Origin of the sequence: Edaphobacter sp. (genome assembly GCF_035763405.1) — a bacterium.
In the GTDB taxonomy this organism is placed as follows: Bacteria; Acidobacteriota; Terriglobia; order Terriglobales; family Acidobacteriaceae; genus Edaphobacter.
In genome coordinates this window covers 1-22,056 of the sequence record NZ_DASUBE010000067.1, presented here as the reverse complement: position 1 = coordinate 22,056, position 22,056 = coordinate 1, and the positions used below count along the sequence as shown (strand labels likewise).

The following is a 22,056-nucleotide window of genomic DNA, read 5'->3' as shown; positions in this document are numbered from 1 at the left end:
GCCGGCCGTTACGCTGCGTCACTGGCAACGATGGTTGGATTGGCAGCCAGAAAGACACTGACGACGGTGCCGTGTGCAGCGGTACCAGTGTTACTGGTCAATTCAATCGACCCGCCGTGCTTGTTGATGATGCCACGGCTGACCCAGAGGCCGAGTCCAGTACCGTGTTCTCCCTTTGTAGTAAAGAACGGCTGGAACAGGTGCGGACGGACCTCATCGGAGATGCCTGCTCCATTATCGGCGATGATGACGAGGGCGCCGTCGGGAAGATACTGCCCGGTGTGATTCACGCCCGCGGCCCGTTGTGCGATTTGGATGGTTACTTCTCCGCCTGGCGCAGCTGCTTCGGCAGCGTTGGTAATCAGATTGGTGAAGACCTGCCGCAGTTCAGCAGGATAGGCCGAAACCGCGATGTGTGTGGGGACATCGATGGATACGGTCACGCCCAGATCGGCAAAGCGATGGTCCATGAGCAGAAGAATTTCCTGGAGCATGTCCTTAAGGTCAACCTGGACCGGTGCGCGCGATTCGCGGTAGAGGCCAAGCATGGCGCGGCTGATCTGTGTGACGCGGGCCAACTCCTGCTCGGCCAGGTCCATAAACTGACGAGACTCCTCAACGCTTGCGCCGTTGCGCATCAGGTAGAGAAGATTGGAAACGGAATCGAGCGGGTTATGAATCTCGTGCGCGATTGTGGCAGCCAGGCGGCCGGCGACGGCGAGTTTTTCATTGGCCAATAGAGCGTCCTGCGTGCGCCGCTCCATGGTGATGTCGCGGAAGACGAGGACGATGCCAATGATCGTGCCATGCTGGTTGCGGATGGGCGCACCGCTATCTGCGATATTGATCTCGCTCCCGTCCTTGCGGATGAGGACGGTATGGTTGGCGAGATCGACGATGCGGTCGAGTCTGCGTACCTGTGCAACCGGATCTTCCACAGGCTCGCGCGTACTTTCATGAACAATGCGGAAGACTTCAGCAAGCGGTCTGCCTAGAGCTTCTGCATGGCCCCATCTAGTCATCTCGCACGCCACCGGATTCATCATCTGGATACGGCCGTTCGCGTCGCAGGTAATGACTCCATCGCCGATGGAGGCAAGCGTTGTGCGCAACTGCTGCTCGGATTGATAAATCTCTTCGGCTCTGCGGCCCAGCACTTCCAGTGAAGTACGATATGCGGCAGAGACAGCGTGCAGGCGACTGCGCGTAAACAGGCCAATCAGCACACCGATGGCAAGCGCCAGCACCAGCAGCGCCGCTAGCATGGTATGAACCTGGTGCCGCCAATATGCGATTCGTTCGGCGCGGTTGCGTTCCGCAGTATGAATGATGTTGCCTACATCCTGGCGAATCTCATCCATCAGCTCTTTTCCGTGCAGGTTCAGGTTGACGTCGTTGGTCTTCCCTCCGGCTTCGACGGTTGCGATCAGGGGCAGGGCAAAGGCGTCTCGCCACGTTTGCTGCTTGTTCTGGAGGTCAGTGATGTATTGCATCTCTTCGACGTTGCTGCCGGAGATGTCGTTTAGGCGTTTGAACTCAGCAGGCAAGCGGGCCTCGGCTTCCAGGTAAGGCTGTAGAAACCGTATATCGGAGGTGGTTTCATAGCCGCGCAGCCCGGACTCTTCATCGACGAGCAGTTTAGAGACCAGCGTTGCCTGTGTGATGCGCGCATCGGAGTCCTGAATCAGCCTGACCGTTGCGTTCGCTCCCTGAATCAGCCAGTAGAGCGCCCCCGCCGTGATCAGGAGTGCAATAACAGGCAGCAAAAACACCTGCCGCAGAATGTTATTGAATTGGCTTAGATTCACTGTGCTCTCGTTTGGTGGCGCCATCGGCGGCAGTTGCTGTCTGGAGCAAATTTTCCAGTTTGCTGAGAAGTATGGGAGCGCCTTCGCCCTTGGTCATATACAAATCGACCACTGACAGGACTTCGACCGGAAGACCGATGTAAGCAGAAAGTAAAAGGATTGGAGTGGCCGGTCTGATCTGGCGCATTTTGGCCGCAACCTCGCCCCCGTCCATCCCGGGCATGGAGTAGTCGAGGACAACCGCCTCGACCGGTTCGGAGCGGAAGATGGCAAGTCCATCCGTGCCGTTCGACGCGGTCAAGACCTTGTAACCGGCCCGCTCCAGCAGAATCTTACGGATCCGAAGGCCTACCAGCTCGTCGTCCACACAGAGGATGAGATGAGGTTGCTGTGCCATAGCGTTCCTGTAAAACAACTTCCCTCCAGTATACGGGCCAGTATTTCCCCGCGCTCGTGTAAGGATTCATCGTATGTTTGCAATTCTTCATGCAACTTTGGGTTAACCTGTCAGTAATTTCGAGCAGGAATAGGGGACGCAGACTTGAGTCAGACCATCATTGTGCTGGAAGACGAGCCCGACATCTCCCGTCTGGTGCAATACCATCTGGAGAGCGCGGGATATACCGTTCGACCATATCTGGCTGCGCAGCACGTACTGAGCGACGCGGAGCGGCAGCCGCCCGATCTTTTCCTTCTTGACATCATGGTTCCCGGCGGCGATGGTCTCGACCTGTGCCGCAGACTGCGCCAGAATCCGCTGCTAAGTATCGTGCCCATCATCTTTTTGACCGCCCGGGCTGCGGAGAACGACCGTGTCGCGGGGCTTGAGATGGGCGCCGACGACTACATCACCAAGCCGTTTGCCACGCGCGAACTCGTTGCCCGCGTCAAAGCTGTGCTGCGCCGGTTCGAGCGGCCAACGACTCCTTCCGTGCTCAAGTTTGAAGCCGTGGAGATCGATGCGGGGGCCATGCAGCTTCGCGTCCGTGGAGAGCTGGTGACGACCACCGCGACGGAGTTCCGGCTGCTTGACTACCTGGCCCGCCATCCGGGGCGTGTCTTCAGCCGCGACCACCTGCTCGATGCCGTCTGGGGTGACGCGCGCTTTGTGACTCCGCGTTCGGTCGATGTCTACGTGCGACGCATCCGTGAAAAGATTGAGGACGATGCGGAGAGTCCGCGCTATCTTAAAACGATGCGCGGAGCGGGCTACCGATTTGAGATCCCGAAGACGCCCGCGCAGGTTCCGACTTCGGTTTAGAGGCAGCTTGTGACGCGAGGCCTTTTCTTTTCGCTGTGGATTCGTATTGTGCTTGCTCTGGCCGTTGTTGCCGTGCTGCTGATTTGGCTGGCGCCACCAGGCAGAGGTGAATGGATTGCCTGCGGCGTGTTGCTCCTTGCGTGGGCAGCGATCCATACCTTTTGGGTTAGGCGAGCCATGCACCGGAACATTGCATCGCTGGCGGCTGCGGTCGAGGCCATGCCTGAAAGCAAGATAGCGGAAGAACAGCAGAACTTCAGCGACTTCGACGGTCTTGCCCGCGCACTTGCTGTTGCATCGCAGCGCGTAGAGCGTGCATTGACGGCGGCTGCCGGAAGCCGTCGCGAGTTGGAGGCGATGATCGACAGTATGCAGGACGCGGTCGTCGCCGTGGACTCGACCGGGCGCATTCAGTGGACTAACGAGCACATGCGAAGTTTGTTGCCGGGCAACGCACGTGTAGGCCACGCGCTGGTTGAGATCATCCGCGACCCGGATGTGCTCGATTGTGTCCGCGGCGCGATGGACGAGCGAACGGTGAGCGAGCGACGGTCGAACCTGCTGCTGCCCGGGCGCATCTTTGAAGTGAGTGCCTCGCCCACGCCCGGAGGCGGCGCGGTTGCGGTGCTGCACGATATCACAAGAATTGAACAGGTGGAGCGCACGCAGCGCGATTTCGTGGCGAACGTTTCGCACGAGCTGCGGACTCCGCTTACTTCGATCAGCGGCTACGTAGAGACACTGCTGGACCATGAAACTTCGCTGAGCGCACAGGCTCGAGGGTTTCTGGAGACGATTCTCAAGAACGCCGCACGCATGGGCAGGTTGACCGAAGACCTGCTTGTCATGGCGAGGATCGAATCATCCGACCGGGAACTCCACCGGCTGCCGGTATCGGCAGATCTGTTGGTGCGCGACGCTGTCAGCGCGATGACGGGATTGGCGCAGGATCGCGGGGTCGTGCTGGAAGCAGGCGAAACCACAGATACCGAAGTCATGGCGAACACAGACACCATTCTGCAGGTGCTGAGCAATCTGATCGAAAACGGAATCAAGTATGGGAAGGTCAACAGCCCAAATCGTGCGCGCGTGGTTGTCAGCGCCCGCGACCTGCTACCGGCGGAGACCCCGGAAGGGAAGGCCGCTGTGGAGTTTAGCGTTCGTGACTTCGGCCAGGGGATCGCCTCCGAACATCTGAGCCGCATCTTCGAGCGGTTTTATCGTGTGGATAAGGCTCGCTCGCGCGAGTCCGGGGGAACAGGGCTGGGGCTCGCGATTGCCCGTTATGTCGTCGAAGGTCACGGAGGAACAATATGGGCTAAGAGTGAGTTGAACAGCGGCAGCACGTTCTCCTTCACCCTGCCCAAGGCGCAAAACGTTGCAAACTCATAGTCTTTGCAGTGTTTTCACGATTTGTAACCTTGCTGTAACATTCCACGGTCAAACTGAAAAAGGTCTCAAGGTCAAGTCCAACATGACGCGGGATCGTGGCTACAGCAATCGGAATAGGTATCTTCCATCTGCATGACTACGGAAAGCGAGCCCGGGCCGCTGATGACTGCGCAGGAACCAATGGAAGCAGAGCGCAAGACTGCAATCGAGAGCAGTGCAGATGCATTCGGCGAAGATCGTTCGTCTATTCGCATCTATCTCAGCCAACGCGGAAGCGGCAGGCTGGCGGACAACAGCTTTGCCGCCGTTGTGCTGGCTTCGGCGTGTAGCATCTTCGTGATTGTCCTTTTCATCCTCTTCATTCTGGTGGCACGTTCGCACCTGAGTCTGGTGCAGTTCGGCTGGCGCTTCTTCGCGCATCGGGCGTGGGATCCGGTCTCCGGCAACTTCGGCGCGCTGCCCTTCATTTATGGAACCCTTGCAACGTCCGTGCTGGCGCTGTTGATTGCAGTTCCGCTGGCACTGGGAGTAGCCATCTTTCTCACGGAACTTTGCCCGCGCGTACTTCGTGGCCCGGTTTCCTTTCTTACCGAGCTGCTCGCGGCAATCCCGAGTGTTGTCTATGGTCTATGGGGTATCTTCGTGCTCGTGCCGTTGATGCGTGATGTGGTTGGCCCCTTTCTAACGAAGGCCTTCGGATGGACCGGACTCTTTTCAGGGCCAAACTTCGGTGTCGGCCTGCTGACGGCCAGCATTATCCTCTCTATCATGATTTTGCCCATCGTCTCATCGTTGACGCGAGACATTATGCAGGCTGTGCCGAACAGCCAACGCGAGGCCGTACTTGCTCTGGGCGCTACCCGGTGGGAGATGGTCCGCATCGGTGTTTTGCGCAACGCTCGTATTGGCATTGTTGGCGCGGTCATGCTGGGGCTCGGGCGCGCTCTGGGCGAGACGATGGCCGTGACCATGGTCATCGGCAATAGTCCGACAATCAGCAAGTCGCTCTTTGCACCCGGCTACACGCTGGCCAGCGTCATTGCAAATGAGTTCTCCGAAGCAACAGGAAGCCTTTATTTGAGCGCACTCATTGAGATTGGTCTTGCCCTGTTTCTGGTGACAATCGTGGTTAATACCATTGCGCGACTGATGGTGTGGGCCGTCACGCGCGACTCACCGGCGAGGGTGGGATAGCGGATGAATACTCAATCGCTCAACTCCCGGCAGGGCAACTTTCAGCAAAAACCCACGCGACTTAACGTTGCCCGGCGCACGGCGGCCAACTACTTTATCAGCGGCCTATCCATTCTTGCGACGCTTCTTGTTCTTGCGCCGCTTGCTGCCGTCCTTTTCTATCTGATCTACAAGGGCGCAAGCTCGCTGAACCTTGCCTTCTTCACGCAGATTCCCGCACCGGTGGGCGAGACGGGCGGCGGCATGGCCAACGCCATCATCGGCTCTGGAATCATCCTTCTGGTTGCCAGCCTGATGGGCATTCCCGTTGGCATTGCCGCGGGGGTGTATCTGGCGGAGTACGGCCGAGGCACCATGCTCGGCAATGCAGTACGTTTTACTGCGGATGTGCTCAATGGCGTTCCGTCGATTGTCATGGGCATCGCGGTCTACTCTCTGTTGGTCGTTCAACAGAAGCACTTTTCTGCTTTGGCGGGCGGCGTCGCGCTCGCCATTATGATGGTGCCTACCGTCACGCGTACAACAGAAGAGATGCTCGCCACGGTTCCACATGCGGTGCGCGAGGCTGCCCTGGGTCTGGGTGTGCCGAAGTGGCGGACTGTCCTTTCGGTTTCGCTGCGCACGGCATCGCCTGGAATCATCACCGGCTGTATGCTGGCCTTTGCGCGCGTTGCCGGTGAGACTGCGCCGCTGTTGTTTACCGCCTTCGGCAACCAGTTCTGGAGTCTCAGGATGAACGAGCCCATCGCCGCACTGCCATTGCAGATTTATGTCTACGCCATCTCACCGTATGATGAATGGCACCGATTGGCCTGGGCCGGTTCGCTTGTCCTGATTGTTTTGATCATGGCCTCTGTTACGCTCGTTCGCATCTATGCCAACCGCGGTGTACTCAAGGGAGGAAGCTAGTGGGAGTCGGCATTGTTGTCGAAGATTTGAACGCCTGGTACGGCTCAACACACACGCTACAGGACATCAACCTGCACATTCCAGCCAACCACGCGACCGCGCTGATTGGCCCGTCCGGCTGCGGCAAATCAACGTTTGTGCGCTGCCTGAATCGGATGCACGAGACCAACCCCATTGCACGCGCAACGGGCGTGGTCAGGATGGGCGAGCTTGACGTCTACCGCGACGCATCGCCGGTCGAAATTCGCCGCCGCGTCGGGATGGTCTTCCAGCGGCCCAATCCCTTCCCAACGATGTCCATCTACGACAACGTAGTGAGCGGGCTCAAGCTGAACGGTTTTCGCAATCGCCGTATCCTCGATGAAACCTGCGAGCGTTCGCTGAAGCAGGCGGCGCTGTGGGATGAGGTCAAGGACGACCTGAAAAAGAAATCCGGGGCAAGCCTCTCTGGCGGCCAGCAACAGCGTCTGTGCATCGCCCGCGCTCTTGCGGTCGATCCCGAAGTCTTGTTGATGGACGAGCCCGCCTCTGCGCTTGACCCTGTCTCCACCTCCAAGATCGAAGACCTCATCTTCCAGCTCAAAAGCCAGTACACCATCGTCATCGTGACCCACAACATGCAACAGGCCGCGCGCGTTGCCGAAAACACAGGCTTCTTCCTGAGCGGCAAACTGGTCGAGTTCGACTCCACGCACAAGATCTTCACCAATCCGCACGACAAGCGCACTGAGGATTACATCACGGGGAGGTTTGGCTGATGCGCATCAAATTCCAGCAGAGCCTCGACGGACTGAAGGAGCGCCTCCTCATTATGGCGGGCTTGGCTGAACAGGCTATTCAGCGATCCATCGAGGCATACAGCACGCGCGATGCCAGCATCTGCGAGCTTGTGCTCCGCGCCGAGCCCTCCATCAACCGCCTCGAACGCGAGATTGACCAGATGGCCCTCGACCTTCTTGCCATGGAGCAACCCATGGCCATCGATCTTCGCTTCATCCTTTCGGTCATCCGGATCAATGCGGACCTCGAGCGCGTCGGCGATCAGGCGGTCAACATCGTGGTGCGCGTGCGCGAGATGGGAGCCTTTGCCAATATTGACCTCCCGGTGGACATCCCGAAACTCGCCGCGTTGGCCTCTGCAATGGTGCGCAAGGCATTGCAGGCCTTTATCGAAGGCAACGCCGAGTTGGCAAAGTCAGTTTTGACATTGGACGACCAGGTAGACCAGATGAACGATGCGGCCTTTCGCGCGCTGAGCGCCTTGATCAAAGAAAAACCTGAGCTGACGCCGCAAGCGTTGAACGCACTGATTATTGCCCGTAACCTGGAGCGCGTCGGCGACCACGCCACCAACATCGCGGAAGATGTCATCTTCTGGGTGCGCGGTGCGGACGTGCGGCACAATCCAGTGGATGCATCACTTGGCGATCACATCTAAACCGCAGGGTTCCACCAGATGAGCTTCGGCAGCATCGGATAGTACAACCCCACACGAATCTCCATCGCGTCATCGTCGAGCCGCATCATTCGCGCATAAGCCTCCATCTGCCCTGTGTACTTTGCTTTTTCATCCAGTAGGAACTGGTCTATCCCCTCGCGTCCATGTGTCGAGGTCTTATAGTCCACGATCCACAGGCATTCCGAGCCTTTGAGCAGAGGCTCAGGGCCTGCCCGGAAGATTCTGTCCATCCTCACACTCGCGCGCTCCTCGCGCCATGAGGTCAGGGCGAACTCGCTTGAAGCCTCCTGCTGCGCGGTGAGTATCCAGCGTCCTTCCGGGTTCTCAAGTGCCTGGACAAGTGCAACCTGTACGCTCTTTGTGCGTCGTCTTACCGCAGTCGGCGAGACGCCGTCAGCGCGCAGCACTGCCGCGATTCTCGGCTCCCACTCGGCGATCTGCTGAAGCAAAGCATCCATGGATGTACCTTCTCGTGCGTGCTGTGCCAGCACCTCCAGAAATGCATGAACAGCATTGCCGAAAGCCCGTGCATCGAGCGATCCCTCGGGCCGGATAAAGCGCCTTGCCTCGGATTGTGAATCCGTCAGGTTCGATGTCAAATGCGGAATGGCGCCCAAACGTGCCAGAGGATCAAACTCCAGAGGCAAGCGTCGCAGCATGGGCGCCGCAACAGGTTCTTCAGCAGCGGCCAACGCCAGGATCGCGTCTTCACGATCACCCGAGGCAGACGCGAATTCAATAGGCACGAGGTGTCGTTCCGCGGCAGGCCACACAGCCTTCAAAAGGCTCCCAGCAGGAAGGCTCACTTCGTCTTTTGAATTCTTCTTCGCAACTGCGAACAGATGCAGTTCCTCCTTTGCGCGTGTGCAGGCCACATAGAAAAGCCGCTTCAGTTCCGCAGCTTCGCGGTCAGCATGAACGCCGTTCAGCCAGTCGTTCAGCGATTTCGATCCTTCTCCTTTGCCGGCGATGGGTGCAAGCACGACATGAGCAGAATCATCATCCGATGCAAATTCGTCCCACGTCAGAAGCTGTCTTGTCGTTCTTCGCGGAGGCTTTTCCAGAGCGGGCACAATCACCACGTCCCACTCCAAACCCTTTGCGCTGTGGATGGTCATCAACTCGACGGCGTCGGCGCCGGAGTATGCCTGCGCAAAGAGCTTGCTCATATGCTGCTTCAGGGCCGTCGGATCGACCGTGCCTGTTCGTGTTTCCAGCTCGTCGAGCAGTTGCAGATAGCGGCGCGCATTCGCCGTTTCGTGAGGAGCCAGATACGCATCGCCCCCAAGCGACCGCCAGGTTCGTTCAACGCACTCCGCCGTCGTCATCGCCTGACGCTGTTCCCAGGCCGCTCGCAAAACAGGCCACAGCCGCGTCAGTCTTTCGCAGCTCTTCTCACTGAGCAGATGACCACGTTCGGCAATCACATCGCCCATCGCGCGTTTGGCACACGCAGGGTCGTCCGCACCGGCCAAAATGTGCAACTCCGCCAATTCAAGCCCGCACCACGGCGCGCGCAATACAGCCAGCCAGGCAATGCGGTCTGCTGGATGCAGCAGAGTCCGCGTCAGCGCATAAAGATCGAGCACCTCCTGCCGCTCCCCCAGTTCTTCGATGTCCACTGCGCGATAAGGGATTGGGCCTGACCCATCGGTCTTCTGAAACTCGGCAATGATGTCGGCAAGCACAGTGCGACTGCGAACCAGAACAGCAATCTTCCAGGGCTCGCTGCGGTCTTGCGGAAGTGGCCTGGTACGCCATCGCTCGATGATCTCGCGGATGGCCTGTGCATTCGACCTCGCCTGCGTCTGTTTGCTCGCTCTCAGGTGGTTCCCGGACATGTCATGCCCGTGCCACACAAGGTCAAAAGTGTCCGTGGCAGCGCGCACCGGGGCCGCCTCCACATAGGGAACCTCTTCCGGAGATGCTGCGTTTGCCTCGCGTGGAAATAGGAGCGCAAAGTCCCGATTGAAGGCGTTGACAAGGCCCTCCTGCGAGCGAAAATTGGCGGTCAACTGTAGCCGCCCGACAGTCAACTGTCCAAGTTCTCCGGTCAACATCGTTCGTACGAATCGTTCCACGCGAGCTTGACGAAACAGGTAGATGGACTGCTTCGGATCGCCGACAAGAAACACGGTCTGGCTCTGCCCATCCCAACCCTGTGTCAGCAGCTCGATCAGTCTGTACTGGCCCGTCGAGGTGTCCTGCATCTCATCGACCAGCAGATGTTGCAATCTCATACCAAATGCGGCGGCCAACCCTGCCGAGGCATCCTCATGTTCGAGCGCCGAGGCAGCCAGTAGCCCCAATTCGACAAAATCGCATTCGCCATGCTCAGCAAACACGAGTTGCAACTCCGCCAGTGCACGGCTTAGCACGCGGATAAGTGCCTTCGTCACGACCCATTGTTCGTCAGGATATTTAGCAGGCGGCAAACGAGAGACGCGCCCGATCTCCAGGAGCAGATCGTCTCTCCCGCGCAACTGTTCGTGGATACGTTTCAGCCGGGCCTTCTGACGCGGCTCGATCTCAACGCTCAAATGGTTTGGGCTTGTGGTCCCTCGCCATTTTCCTTCGTTTGTCACAAGCAGATGAATCAGCGCGCGCCAGCGTTCAATATCCTCTGGCTTCGCTAGAGGAGCTTCGTGAACTCCGGCACAGACGGCGAGGGGAGACGGTCCGCCCTTATACCCATCTGCGTGGCCCATCTCTCCAGCGAGAGCCGCGAGTTCATTAAGAACATCTTTAGGAAAAACAGACGAGAGCCGCTCCAGTCCAGCACGAATCATCTGTTCCAGCGTGTGTTGCAATCGAGGGTATACCGCTTCGTCAAGGCGCACGTCATCAGAACCGGTCCCCACTAATGGCAAAAAGTCACCCCATTGGTTCCGAAGCTCAAGTATCTCGGCCAGCAACGTCTCGCAGTCACGCAGGTTCCCATCACGATGCAATAGCAGCGTCCGCAGAGCGCGGTCCAACTCTTCATCCTGGCCGCCAAGCTCCATCCATGTTCGCCGTGCTGCTTCGCTGTACAGCGCCGACGCCTCTTTCACCGGCGACAAGCCGCCGCCGCCGCCTGACAGCACAGGGAGCGACTGCGCAATCTCCGCGCAGACAGAGTCGATGGTGCGAACGTTCAGCCTGTGAGGATGATCCAGCAACTGCCAGCCCAGATGCGCATCGCGCTGCAACACCGCCTGTGCAAGCGCACGGGTTTCACGGTCGAAGTCATTCTTCGATAGGTCCGGTTCCGCCGCGCGCCGTAACTGCTCCGCAATGCGGCCACGCATCTCCGCTGTTGCCTTGATCGTGAACGTGATGGCGAGGACCTGTTCCGGCTGCTCGACGCTCTCGTCGGCAAGGAGCTTCAGAAACCGCTGGATCAGCAGGCCCGTCTTGCCTGAGCCTGCGGGTGCCTCCACAATCCATGAGCGGTGCACATCAAGCGCCTGTCTGCGTGCCTCCCAGTCGGACAGCGCGGTCTCTGCTGACTCCGTGGAAGCCCGCTTCGGAACGAGATACAACTCAGCCAAGCCCGCCTCCCGTAGTCAACACATCCTGCTCCTCTTCAAACTGCGTGGTGTCCAGTCGGCACAGTATTCTCTGCGCGCACTGCTCGCAGGTGGAAGGGTACTTTTTAGGAGCCACCCGCGCTTTTCCGGCGTAAAAATCCTCTGCCAGGTTGTCGAGCACGCGCCGCCATTCGTTCGCCTGATCTGCAAGAGAGGCTTCTTTCATCGGGCGAGTTTTAGATAGCGCGTTTTCAGTCGTGCAGTATCCGGTCAGAGTGAGGTCCTTGCCCGGGCGCACTACACCAAATGCAACACCCTGCAACCGTGCAGGGTCCGAGAGCGTGGCATAGAGAGGAAGCTGCGGCTCATCCGGTCTCTCGCCAAGCCACGCATTCGTCGTAACCTGACCAGTCTTGTAGTCAATCAGCAACTCTCCACCGTCAATCTCGTCGATGCGGTCGATCCGCACGCTCAAGCGGAGCGGCCCAACGTGAACATCGTCAAAACTCTTTTCGCTCTGGCTCACTTCAAATGAGCTGCGACTCAGCTCCAGTTCAAGCCACGGCCTCAACAATCTGCGCAGCCGTTCGTGTTGCACATGAAGGTAAGCAGCATCCCACGGAGTGGCGCCGGACGGTGCGGCCTCCTCCAAGCCTCGCTCGATTGAGCGATCCAGCAGCGCATCGCGCTCAGCTTCGCTCATCGCCTTCAGCGCGTGTTGCGTCTTCACTTCATTCCAAAAAAGTTCAAGGATGTGGTGTACCGCCGTGCCGCTTTGTCGCGCATCCATTCCCGCTTCGTCGGGTTCCAGCTCGGTTGACCACAATCGTTGCTCTGCGAATGCGCGGAATCCGCAAGCCGCCTGTAGCTTCAGCAAATACGCGCCACCGTGCGTGACGCAATCCGGGGGCGTCTGTATCTGTGCGGTATCTTCGACCGTTTCAAGTGCAATGACAGGGAGGACAGGTTCTGCACCTGCCAATGTTTCAACGTCCGACTCGTCCAGCCGCAAGCCTGCAAGTGCGGGGGACGGTCGTTGTTTACCCTCTTCGCACTCGACTGCGAAGCTGAAGACGGCCGTGTCTGCGCCGGCGGCAATGCGCTCCGTAGTGCGTCTGGCATCGTCACTGTCGCGTGCCACGTCTGTTCCCGGCATCCCCAGGTCACGTTGCAGACTCCAGGAAAGCAGGGGATTGGTGCGGACGGGAACAGGCCAGTTGAGGTCTCCAACGCCCAGAAACCACATCGCGTCAAACACTGAACCGGCCGCTTCAAACGCACCCATCACCTGCACGGGAGCATCATGGGACTCCGGCGCAAAGAGGTCCCGGTGCACAATCTGTTCCAGCGATGCCAGCGCATCACCAAACCGAACTCCACCTCCCAGGAAATCAAGCGTCGCCAACTCATCAAGCGCGCTCTCCCATTTCTTGTGCGCCTGAAACTCCACGCTGCTGCTCGTGGAGGCTTCCCAACGGGCGGCCTTTAGCCACGCCCGCATTCTTTCCGTCCACTCTGTGTGGGAGAGACGGTCTCGTCCGTTTAGGATCGTTGCCGCATTCTGCCGCATCGTTTGTAGTGCAGACGGCAGGGAACCAAGTTTCTGCCGGCAAGGCGACCTCTCCGCAGCCGCGCTCAGCCAGTTCAGCGAGACCTCCGGGCGCAGACGCCGTTCTCTGCGCACTTCAAAGGCATCGAACTCTGCGCGTGTGCCTCGCTCGCCAGCGGACATCGCAAAGTACGGTGACAACAGCAGCTCGCTCACCCGGTCGAGCTGCAGTGGTCCCGCCGACCATCGCAGAAGATCAAGCGCCGCTTTCACCAAGGGGACCCTCGCCAGAGGCGTGCCAAGCGAGAACTCAAATGGCCACTCGCTCTCCGGAGCCAGAATGTTCAACATTTCAGGTGCAAGCACCTCGCGAAAGATTCGGCCAATCTCCGTTCGTCGCTTTTCGAGAGAGGGAACAATCACGGCGATCCGCGCATCGGGTCTTTCCTCAAGAAGACGGCGGGCCCATCGCGCCGCCGCGTTGATCTCGTCCAACTCGTCCGCCGTATGCACCAGCAGCAAGCTCTTCGTCGTCGCTGTCAGTTGCAGTTCTTCGATGCTCGAACCCGCTGTGCGAATCGCATCGACAAGCGCACTCTGCGCAGGCGTCAGGCGGTCGAAACCAACCAACACCACCTCGCTAATCCCGAGATGCAGATGCCCGTCATCTGTTGCACGGCGCAATCTCTCGGCAAGCTCAGCACGGGACAGAAGACCCTCGTCTCTGCATCTACGCTGAAACTCAGAGGCCCAGCGTTGAAATGCCCGCGTGTCTGGACTTGGTCCTCCACGAAGCCGCTGCTGACCGTTGTACGCGCACAGTCGCTGCCATGCATCCGCGGCGATCGCGGCAAGCGAACCAGTCGAACGCAGGCTGCGCCGCTCGGGATCGTCCTCCACGATGCGTTGCCAAAGCGTGTGCTCCTGCGTCTTGTTCAGCAACAGTCGAGAATCGCGGCCATCGAGCAACAGCCTGCGCCACAAGCCTGCCATCCATGCGTCCCACGCAACAATCTCCGCAGGCTGCCACGTAGGTGCGCCCGACAGTCTGCGATGTCGGTCAAACGCAAGCCCAAGAGTTCGTGCCGCTCGCTGATTGCCTGTTACGACGAGCGCACCACGGCCCAGTGCAGCGGCAATCTCGTCTGGCAGTGGGTCAATACCATCCATGTCAACGTTATACGCCGTGCTGTTCTGGAAAATCGGTCATCCGCTTTGTCGAAGAAGAAGACATGCTCATCGTTAGTAATGCCAAAGCGGTCAACAGCGGTAGAGCGAGCGCCACCTGCAACGATCCCGTGCCTGTAGACACGATGCCCATCAACCACGGGAGCGCAGCCGCGCCCAGCCCCGAGACCGCGAGCACGATTCCAGCCTGTCGTGCCGTCGGGCTATTGGCCATCAGAAGGGCCCATGTCGAAGGAAAGAACGGAGCCAGACTCAGTCCCAGCAGCACGGAGCACGCTGCAATCAGCAGTGCGGAATGCGAGAGCGCCAGGCCTGCCGTGAAGATGGCAGTCAGCGCAAGACCCCAGCGTTGCACTGTCCTTTCGCCAACACGCAACATAATTGCCGAAGCCAGCGCGCGACCCACCGTCAACGACATCCAAAGCAGCAGTGTCGTGTATTCGCTGATGACCAGCGTCCTGCTACCGTAGCGAAGCGCAAAGGTTGTGAGCCAGCCGCTCAGGCACGTCTCCAATCCTCCATAAAGAAATAGCAGCCCGGCGAAGTACAGATATATTTGCGCACCGAGACCCGATTGCGTCTTATCCGACGTAGCTGTACCGGGAGCAGTCCATTCGAGTTCTTCCGCCGCGCCTCGCGTCTCCGCCAGCAGCGCACCGGCCGCCAGCACAAACGTGCCCGCGAACCACTCCAGTAGATGGCGCAGGGTGAAATGAGGGAGCAGCCACGCAGCCAGCAGAGCCGACAGCATCGCACCCAGGCTGAATGAAAAATTCAGCAACGACAGCGCCGACCCGCGATGCACCGTGAATCTGCGCCCTGCAAGTATGTTGGTCGCCGTAATCACCTGTCCGATTCCGAAACCGGCAACAAACAAAGAGCCGCATCCTACGGCCATACTGGGCGCAACGGCAAAGCACCAGAATCCCGTCGCGCCGGCCGTAAGCCCCACCAGCAAACTGCGTCGCAGGTTGCGCGAAACACTTACCCCTCCCACAAAGGCGCCGCAGAACTTTGCCAGCATCAGCACACCGCTCTGTGCGTCGTTGAGCTTCCATTGCGTCGCCAACAAGGGCAAAATCGGTCCAAGCAGTGCAGTGCCCAGCCCGGCCAGCAGCAGAGCATAGTGCATCAGGCCCAACGATGGAGCAACCTTCGTCCGTTCGCGCAAACCAACCCCCGCCGCATCAAGTCTCACTCAACAAGTATCATCGACGAAGGAGCTTCTTTCGTGTTGCGCAGATCGATATTTCTTGTTCTTTCTCTCTGCCTTGTTGCAGGATGCCGCAAAGCACCGGCCCCGGGCACGCCATCGTCCGCATCAGCCGCCCACAAGGCCTTCATCCTTCGCGGCACCGTCGTCAGCACCGACGCCACCAGCGTCATGCTCGACGGCGAAGCTGTCCCCGGATTCATGGACGCGATGACGATGCCTTACAAGCTCAAAGACCCCAGCATCGTCAGCGAACTTCACACCGGCGACCGCATCACGGCCACCGTTCTCGCTGACCAGGACGAAGCCGGTTTCCACAACGTCGTACTCGACGACATCGTCGTCACCGCGCAGGCGCGCCCCGACTACAAGCCTCCGGTGCAGTACCACGTCCCTTCGCCTGGAGACGCCGTGCCCAACTTCACGCTGCTCAACCAGAGCGGACGTACCATTGACTTTGCCGAGTTCAAAGGCAAGGCACTTCTCATCACGTTCATCTACACGCGCTGCCCGCTGCCGGACTTCTGCGTGCGCATGAGTCACAACTTCGCCGACATCGACAAGGCGCTCGCCGCCGACCCCGCCATCTACGCGAAGACTCACCTGCTCAGCATCAGCTTCGACCCCACCTACGACACGCCGAAGGTGCTGCGCAGCTATGGCGGAGCCTACACCGGCCGCTACACGAAAGAAACCTTCGCGCACTGGGACTTTGCCGCGCCCAGCGAAAAGGAACTTCCCGCCATCACTCAGTATTTTGATGTAGGCGTCACTCCCGGCGATAAGAAGACCCTGAACCACTCGCTCTCCACCGTACTCATCGGTAAAGACGGCAAGGTCGTTGCGTGGTATCCATCGAATGAGTGGAAGCCGGAAGATGTCGTCGCCGCAATGAAGAAAGCCGCCGCAGCCTGAAGGCCATCGCGCAATCGTCCCTGCTCACGTATCCTGAATTCTGCCCGCACTCAAGGAGTCTCCGCACCATGGCAAAACTTACCCTCGGCTTCGGTGTTCTACTGATCATCCTTAGCCTCATCGGTTACATCGGAACCGGAAGCACGCATCCAACTGCGCTCATTCCAGGCGGCCTCGGCATTCTCTTTATCTTCTTCGGCGTCATGGCCAACAGTGAATCGCTCAAAAAGCGGATGCTCTGGATGCACATCTCGGTGACGCTCGCGCTGCTCGGTTTCCTCAGCATGATTCCTGCTCTCGTCGATCTGGTTCGGCTTGTGCGCGGTGTCTATTTTCCCTACCCCGCGGCTGTCGAAGAAAAGTCGGTGATGGGCTTGCTCTGCCTGCTCTACGTGCTCGTCTGCGTGCGTTCGTTCATCAATGCGCGCCGCGCTCGCGTCTCATAGGCTGCGCCTGCGCAGAATTTGCATCTCCTCCTTCGCCGCACTCATCCGATACCAAGCAGTGTAAGCAGGTATGTGCAACTGCGCCCTCGCGGCACAGATTGTCATGCTTTTGTTCGGCGGCAATTTACTTGTCGTCGTTGAAGACTTGCCAGCGTAAACTGCCTATAGCGATATGGCTTCGTATGGCCCATCCAGTTTCGGCGGAGGCATGAAGGCGGTGGATCGGCCAGCGCGCGGCCATGGCCGCGCAGGCGCGTCCGAGTCGGGTTCGCGCCCCAAGCCGAAGCTCAAGAAGGTGCTGCCGGAGATCTGGAAGCTCGTCAAACCGCGCCGCGCGCTGCTCGCGGGCAGCTTCCTTCTCATGGTCATCAACCGCCTTTGTAGTTTCGTTCTTCCCGTCTCATCCCGCTATCTCATCAACGACGTGATGTACCGGAACCAGATGCGGTTGTTGCCTTGGATCATCGGCGGTGTTGCCACCGCGACCTTGATTCAGGGCATCACCTCCTACTCGCTCACGCAACTGCTCTCCAAGGCCGGTCAACGTCTCATTGCTGAACTCAGAATGCAGGTACAGGCCCACATTGGCCGCCTGCCTGTAGCCTTTTATGACGAGAACCGCACCGGTACCATGGTCGCCCGCATCATGACCGACGTCGAAGGCGTCCGCAACCTTGTCGGCACCGGGCTGGTTGATTTTGTCGGAGGCATCCTCACTGCCATCATTGCCTTCTTCATCCTCATCCGAATTAACCCGCGGATGACCGGACTGACATTCGCCATCCTCCTCGTCTTCGGCCTTATCCTTCAGCGGGCATTCAAGACCATCCGCCCCATCTTCCGCGAGCGCGCAAAGATCAACGCCGAAGTCACCGGACGCCTCACCGAATCGCTCGGCGGCGTCCGCGTTGTCAAGGGGTACCACGCAGAAGCCAGTGAGGCTAAGGTCTTCGCGGGCGGTGTTCAGCGGCTGCTCGAAAACGTGATCAGCTCTCTCACCGCACAGTCGCTCATGACGCTTTCCTCGACGGTCGTCCTTGGAATCGTCGGCGGCCTCATCATGTACCTCGGTGCCAGGGAGCACGCCGCGGGCCGTCTCAACGTAGGCGGTTATGTCGAGTACACCATGCTGCTGGCGTTCATGGTTGCGCCCATTGTTCAACTCGTCTCCATTGGCACTCAGCTTACCGAAGCACTTGCCGGCCTTGACCGCACTCACGAAATTCTCTCCGAAAGCCAGGAAGACTCCGAGCCGACCCGCACTCACAACCTCGCCACCATCCACGGCGACATCGCCTTCCGCGACGTAACCTTCGCCTACGAACCAGGCAAGCCCGTCCTGCACGGCATCAGCTTCGAATCGAAGCCCGGCACCGTCACCGCGCTGGTTGGCTCGTCAGGCTCAGGTAAATCCACCATCATCTCGCTTATCTGCGCCTTCCACACAGCCACCACCGGACAGGTGCTCGTCGATGGCATCGACCTCGCCACCATCCGTCTCAGCAGCTACCGCCAGCAACTCGGCGTCGTGTTGCAGGAAACCTTCCTCTTCGACGGCACCATCCGCGAGAACATTCTCTTCTCGCGCCCCAACGCTACCGAAGAGCAGTTGCTAAACGCATGTCGCATCGCCCGCGTGGACGAGTTTACCGAGCGTTTCCCGGAAAAGTACGACACCGTCGTCGGCGAGCGCGGCGTCAAACTCTCCGGCGGCCAGCGCCAGCGCCTCTCCATCGCCCGCGCCATCCTGGCCGACCCGCGCATCCTCATCCTCGACGAAGCCACCAGCTCGCTCGACTCCGAATCTGAAGCCATGATTCAGCATGGCCTCAGCTACCTCATGCAGGGCCGCACGACCTTCGTCATCGCGCATCGCCTCTCCACCATCCGCCGTGCCGAGCAGATACTTGTCGTCGAGCATGGCGAGATCGTCGAGCGCGGCAACCACGAATCGCTCTACGCCCTGGGAGGCCGATACTACGATCTCTACACCCGCCAGCACGGCCTCGAAACCAACCTCTTCCTCGCTCCCGGCGAAGGCGATAAGATCGAAGACCCCGAAATATCGAAGGTCTAGCGCTCCACACCCAACTGCGTCAGCAGAAACGCATAGTCAAACGCAATCTCCTTCAGGTAGTCATACCGTCCCGAAGCCCCGCCGTGTCCTGCGTCCATATTGATGTGCAGCAGCAGGGGAGTGCCGTTCGTCTTCAGCGTCCTCAGTTTCGCCACGTACTTGGCAGGTTCCCAGTACATCACCTGCGAGTCGTTCAGGCTGGTCTTCACCAGCATCGCCGGATACGCGCCTGCCCTCAGGTTGTCGTAAGGCGAATACGAGCGCATATACGCGAACGCATCCGGCTCATTCGGATTGCCCCACTCCTCGTACTCACCAACGGTCAGGGGCAGGGAAGCATCGAGCATCGTATTCATCACATCCACAAACGGCACATGCGACAGCACCACGCTGAACAGGTCAGGCCGCTCATTCACGACCGCGCCCATCAGCAAACCGCCCGCGCTCCCTCCTTCGATCGCCACACGGTCCTTCGCGCCGTACCCTTCAGCAACCAGGTATTCAACCGTAGCGATAAAGTCCGAGAACGTATTTTTCTTCACCTGCATCTTCCCGGCATCGTGCCACGAGTCGCCCAACTCGCCACCGCCCCGAATGTGCGCATAAGCCATCACCACGCCGCGGTCCAGCAACGACAGCCGCGACGCGCCGAAGCTTACCGGCAGCGGATACCCATACGAGCCATACCCATACACATACAGCGGATTGCTCCCGTCACGTTTGAAGCGGTCGCTCCGGTAGACCACCGACACCGGCACCTTCACGCCATCGCTCGCCGTCACCCATAGCCGCTCCGAGCCATACCGCGCGCGGTCGAATCCTCCCGGCACCTCCTGCTGCTTCAGCAGCTTCGACGTGCCCGCATGAATGTCGTAGTCGTACACCGACGCAGGCGATACCAGCGACTGGTATGCATACCGAAACATCTGCGTATCGAACTCCCGGTTCACCTGCGCTCCCGCACTGTAGGTCGGCTCAGGAAACGCAATCTCCCGCGACTCACCCAGCCCGCCGTCCGCGCCAATGAAGTCCACGGTTAGCACCGGAAGCCCAAGGCGCCTCCGCGAACTCACGCAAAATGATTGAAATACCTCAAAATCTTCAAGTGGAACATTGGGATCAAGCGAAACCAGTTCCACCCACGACTCCCGCCCTCCTCCGTCCACCGGAACCGTGACCACGCGAAAGTTCTTGCCCGCGTCGTTCGTCCGTATGTAGAACAACCCATCACGGTGCTCGACGTAATACTCCTGCTCGTCCACACGCGGAGCAATCACCAGAAACACCCCACCCGGAGTCGTGGCATCCAGATAGCTGCACTCGGTCGTCGTGTGACTGCCGCACTCCATCAGCAGATACTTTCCGTCGCGTGTCTTACCTACGGCCACGTTGAACCGCTCATCGCGTTCCTCATACACAAGCGCATCGTCCGCCGCCGCGTCTCCCATCCGATGGCGAAAGACCTTGTTCTGCCGCTTCGTCACCTCGTCCTCGGTCGTGTAGAAGAGCGTGTGCGAGTCCGCTGCCCAGGCAATCGAGCCCACGCGCTCAGACGTGTCCGCAAGGTCGGCACCAGTCGTCAAATCACGAACGTGCAGCGTGTACTGACGAAAGCCCGTGTTGTCGGTTGTGTAAGCGAGCTTCTTGCCGTCCGGGCTGACGGTCATCGCGCCAAGCGCCATAAACGGCTGTCCCTCAGCCAGCTTGTTCACATCAAGCAACACCTGCTCCGGCTCTGCGTCGTCATACGCAGGGCCTGTGGCGAGCCGGCGGCAATAGATGGCGTACTGGCTACCCTCGACGGTGCGGGTGTAGTAGTACCAACCACGATCGCGGTAGGGAACCGACTCATCCGTCTCCTTAATGTGCGACAGCATCTCCGCATAGAGCTTCGCCTGAAGTTCCTCAGTCGGCTTCATCACGTCCGCGGTGTAGGCGTTCTCCGCCTCCAGATACGAAATCAGCTCAGGCGCGGACTTGTCCCGCATCCAGCGGTAATCGTCTTCAAGCGTCTGGCCGTGAATCGTCGTGGGAGAAGGGACTTTACGGGCAACCGGGGGCGTCACAGCAGTTTGCGTCATTCCATCAAGGCTCCGTAGCCAGAATACAGGGCTAGGTGGAACCATGCAGGGCAACCTTCGGGCCTTCCACATGCACAAAATGAAGTAGACGAATGTAGGCCGGATGAGACTACACTAGTCCGCCAAAGGAGTAAGGGCCATGCAATGCATCCAGAGGCGAGTGGCAGTCTTCAGCGCGGTGATCGTATTTTTCCCCGTAGTTCTGTTTGCCCAGATGGACTCCGGGATCATGCAGGCATCCAACGGCCAGTCACTCCCGCCGGGCCAGCAGCCTGCGTCCATGCAAGACTCAGGCCCTAACGCAGGCGATGTCGGACAGTCGGTCAAGGACAGGATGTTTCTGCGCGGCGCAACCGAGGCAGGCATCGCAGACGTGAAGTTCAGCCAGCTTGCCATGGAGAAGACTTCAAGCGACGATGTCAAAACCTTCGCCCAGACCATGGTCGACGACCACACCAGGCTCAACCAGAACCTCGCTCGCGTCGCGGACTCCATGGGCATCACGCTGCCGAAGCACATGAACAAGGAGGACGAAGCCCGGTACGCCAAACTCCAGTCGCTCTCCGGCACCGACTTCGACACGGCCTACCTGACCCTCATGGTCAAAGACCATCACCGCGCCATGCGCGTCTTCCGCATGGAAGCCAACACCGTCAACGATCCTTCGCTGCGCGACGCCGTAGGCGACGGCGAGCACGTCATCCACGGCCATCTCGTCATGGTGAACAAACTGGCGCGCGAGAAAGGTATTCCCATGCCCGAGCACAAACAGGGGCCTCCGCGAACGCATTAGGAAACCTCCCCGGGTATGCTACAAACACAGCTTCACAGGCTGCGGAAAAGCCCTTTGGGGTTGCTTTTGGGGATGAACGTGGGGCTTCAGCCCATGAAAAAGTCACCAAATACAAGGGGCTTTAGAGGGTGCTGAAAAAGTCAGTTTTGCTTAAGGGCACGGCTTCAGCCGTGCCGCTAACGCTGCAAAATCAACGCGGCTTTAGCCGCTGAGGTACGCTTTCTTCCCGGCGAGACACTTTTTCATCACCCTCTTTAGC

Annotated in this window: 16 protein-coding genes; 10 read left to right on the top strand and 6 right to left on the bottom strand. The window is 59.2% G+C overall.

Annotated features, from left to right (window positions below):
- Positions 1 to 8 precede the first annotated feature (8 nt).
- Both VFU66_RS06765 and VFU66_RS06760 read right to left on the bottom strand, forming a co-directional pair.
- On the bottom strand, positions 9 to 1,808 hold the full coding sequence (locus VFU66_RS06765; RefSeq protein WP_326445483.1) for an ATP-binding protein: 1,800 nt from the start codon (positions 1,806 to 1,808) through the stop codon (positions 9 to 11).
- A complete protein-coding gene (locus VFU66_RS06760; RefSeq protein ID WP_326445482.1) occupies positions 1,786 to 2,205 on the bottom strand; it encodes a response regulator in 420 nt (139 codons plus the stop codon). The genes VFU66_RS06765 and VFU66_RS06760 overlap by 23 nt, the downstream gene beginning before the upstream one ends.
- A 144-nt stretch (positions 2,206 to 2,349) precedes the next feature.
- Here VFU66_RS06760 and VFU66_RS06755 point away from each other — a divergent pair, with 144 nt between their 5' ends.
- The 6 genes from VFU66_RS06755 to phoU all read left to right on the top strand — a co-directional run bounded on the left by VFU66_RS06755 (position 2,350) and on the right by phoU (position 8,002).
- The gene (locus VFU66_RS06755) at positions 2,350 to 3,069 is read left to right on the top strand and encodes a winged helix-turn-helix domain-containing protein (protein WP_326445481.1); all 720 of its coding nucleotides are present in this window, start codon (positions 2,350 to 2,352) and stop codon (positions 3,067 to 3,069) included.
- 9 nt (positions 3,070 to 3,078) lie between these two features.
- The gene (locus VFU66_RS06750; RefSeq protein ID WP_414649387.1) at positions 3,079 to 4,461 is read left to right on the top strand and encodes a sensor histidine kinase; all 1,383 of its coding nucleotides are present in this window, start codon (positions 3,079 to 3,081) and stop codon (positions 4,459 to 4,461) included.
- A gap of 132 nt (positions 4,462 to 4,593) precedes the next feature.
- Positions 4,594 to 5,655, top strand: a complete 1,062-nt coding sequence (gene pstC / locus VFU66_RS06745) for a phosphate ABC transporter permease subunit PstC (protein WP_326445479.1) — start codon at positions 4,594 to 4,596, stop codon at positions 5,653 to 5,655.
- A gap of 3 nt (positions 5,656 to 5,658) precedes the next feature.
- A complete protein-coding gene (gene pstA / locus VFU66_RS06740; RefSeq protein ID WP_326445478.1) occupies positions 5,659 to 6,564 on the top strand; it encodes a phosphate ABC transporter permease PstA in 906 nt (301 codons plus the stop codon).
- Complete coding sequence (gene pstB, locus VFU66_RS06735; protein WP_326445477.1) at positions 6,564 to 7,322, top strand: phosphate ABC transporter ATP-binding protein PstB; 759 nt, start codon at positions 6,564 to 6,566, stop codon at positions 7,320 to 7,322. The genes pstA and pstB overlap by 1 nt, the downstream gene beginning before the upstream one ends.
- The gene (phoU, locus tag VFU66_RS06730; protein WP_326445476.1) at positions 7,322 to 8,002 is read left to right on the top strand and encodes a phosphate signaling complex protein PhoU; all 681 of its coding nucleotides are present in this window, start codon (positions 7,322 to 7,324) and stop codon (positions 8,000 to 8,002) included. The genes pstB and phoU overlap by 1 nt, the downstream gene beginning before the upstream one ends.
- Here the strand turns inward: phoU and VFU66_RS06725 are convergent.
- From VFU66_RS06725 to VFU66_RS06715, 3 genes are read right to left on the bottom strand one after another with little or no spacing between them, the layout of a single operon-like run.
- Complete coding sequence (locus VFU66_RS06725; protein ID WP_326445475.1) at positions 7,999 to 11,556, bottom strand: UvrD-helicase domain-containing protein; 3,558 nt, start codon at positions 11,554 to 11,556, stop codon at positions 7,999 to 8,001. The two genes, phoU and VFU66_RS06725, sit on opposite strands and share 4 nt — an antisense overlap.
- The gene (locus tag VFU66_RS06720) at positions 11,549 to 14,254 is read right to left on the bottom strand and encodes a PD-(D/E)XK nuclease family protein (protein WP_326445474.1); all 2,706 of its coding nucleotides are present in this window, start codon (positions 14,252 to 14,254) and stop codon (positions 11,549 to 11,551) included. The genes VFU66_RS06725 and VFU66_RS06720 overlap by 8 nt, the downstream gene beginning before the upstream one ends.
- A gap of 7 nt (positions 14,255 to 14,261) precedes the next feature.
- Positions 14,262 to 15,470 (bottom strand): MFS transporter, encoded by a 1,209-nt coding sequence (locus VFU66_RS06715; RefSeq protein ID WP_326445473.1) that lies wholly within the window; start codon positions 15,468 to 15,470, stop codon positions 14,262 to 14,264.
- A 33-nt stretch (positions 15,471 to 15,503) separates the two neighbouring features.
- Here VFU66_RS06715 and VFU66_RS06710 point away from each other — a divergent pair, with 33 nt between their 5' ends.
- The 3 genes from VFU66_RS06710 to VFU66_RS06700 all read left to right on the top strand — a co-directional run bounded on the left by VFU66_RS06710 (position 15,504) and on the right by VFU66_RS06700 (position 18,923).
- Positions 15,504 to 16,400, top strand: coding sequence for an SCO family protein (locus VFU66_RS06710; protein ID WP_326445472.1), 897 nt, complete (start codon positions 15,504 to 15,506; stop codon positions 16,398 to 16,400).
- A 68-nt stretch (positions 16,401 to 16,468) separates the two neighbouring features.
- Positions 16,469 to 16,846, top strand: a complete 378-nt coding sequence (locus tag VFU66_RS06705) for a hypothetical protein (RefSeq protein WP_326445471.1) — start codon at positions 16,469 to 16,471, stop codon at positions 16,844 to 16,846.
- Between the two features lie 208 nt (positions 16,847 to 17,054).
- Positions 17,055 to 18,923 carry an ABC transporter ATP-binding protein gene (locus VFU66_RS06700; protein WP_326445470.1) on the top strand — a complete coding sequence of 623 codons (1,869 nt, stop codon included), beginning with the start codon at positions 17,055 to 17,057 and terminating at the stop codon, positions 18,921 to 18,923.
- Here VFU66_RS06700 and VFU66_RS06695 read toward each other — a convergent pair.
- A complete protein-coding gene (locus VFU66_RS06695; RefSeq protein ID WP_326445469.1) occupies positions 18,920 to 21,004 on the bottom strand; it encodes a S9 family peptidase in 2,085 nt (694 codons plus the stop codon). The two genes, VFU66_RS06700 and VFU66_RS06695, sit on opposite strands and share 4 nt — an antisense overlap.
- Positions 21,005 to 21,143: 139 nt before the next feature.
- Between VFU66_RS06695 and VFU66_RS06690 the strand changes: the two genes are divergently transcribed.
- Positions 21,144 to 21,797 carry a DUF4142 domain-containing protein gene (locus VFU66_RS06690; protein ID WP_326445468.1) on the top strand — a complete coding sequence of 218 codons (654 nt, stop codon included), beginning with the start codon at positions 21,144 to 21,146 and terminating at the stop codon, positions 21,795 to 21,797.
- The last annotated feature ends 259 nt before the right edge of the window (positions 21,798 to 22,056 follow it).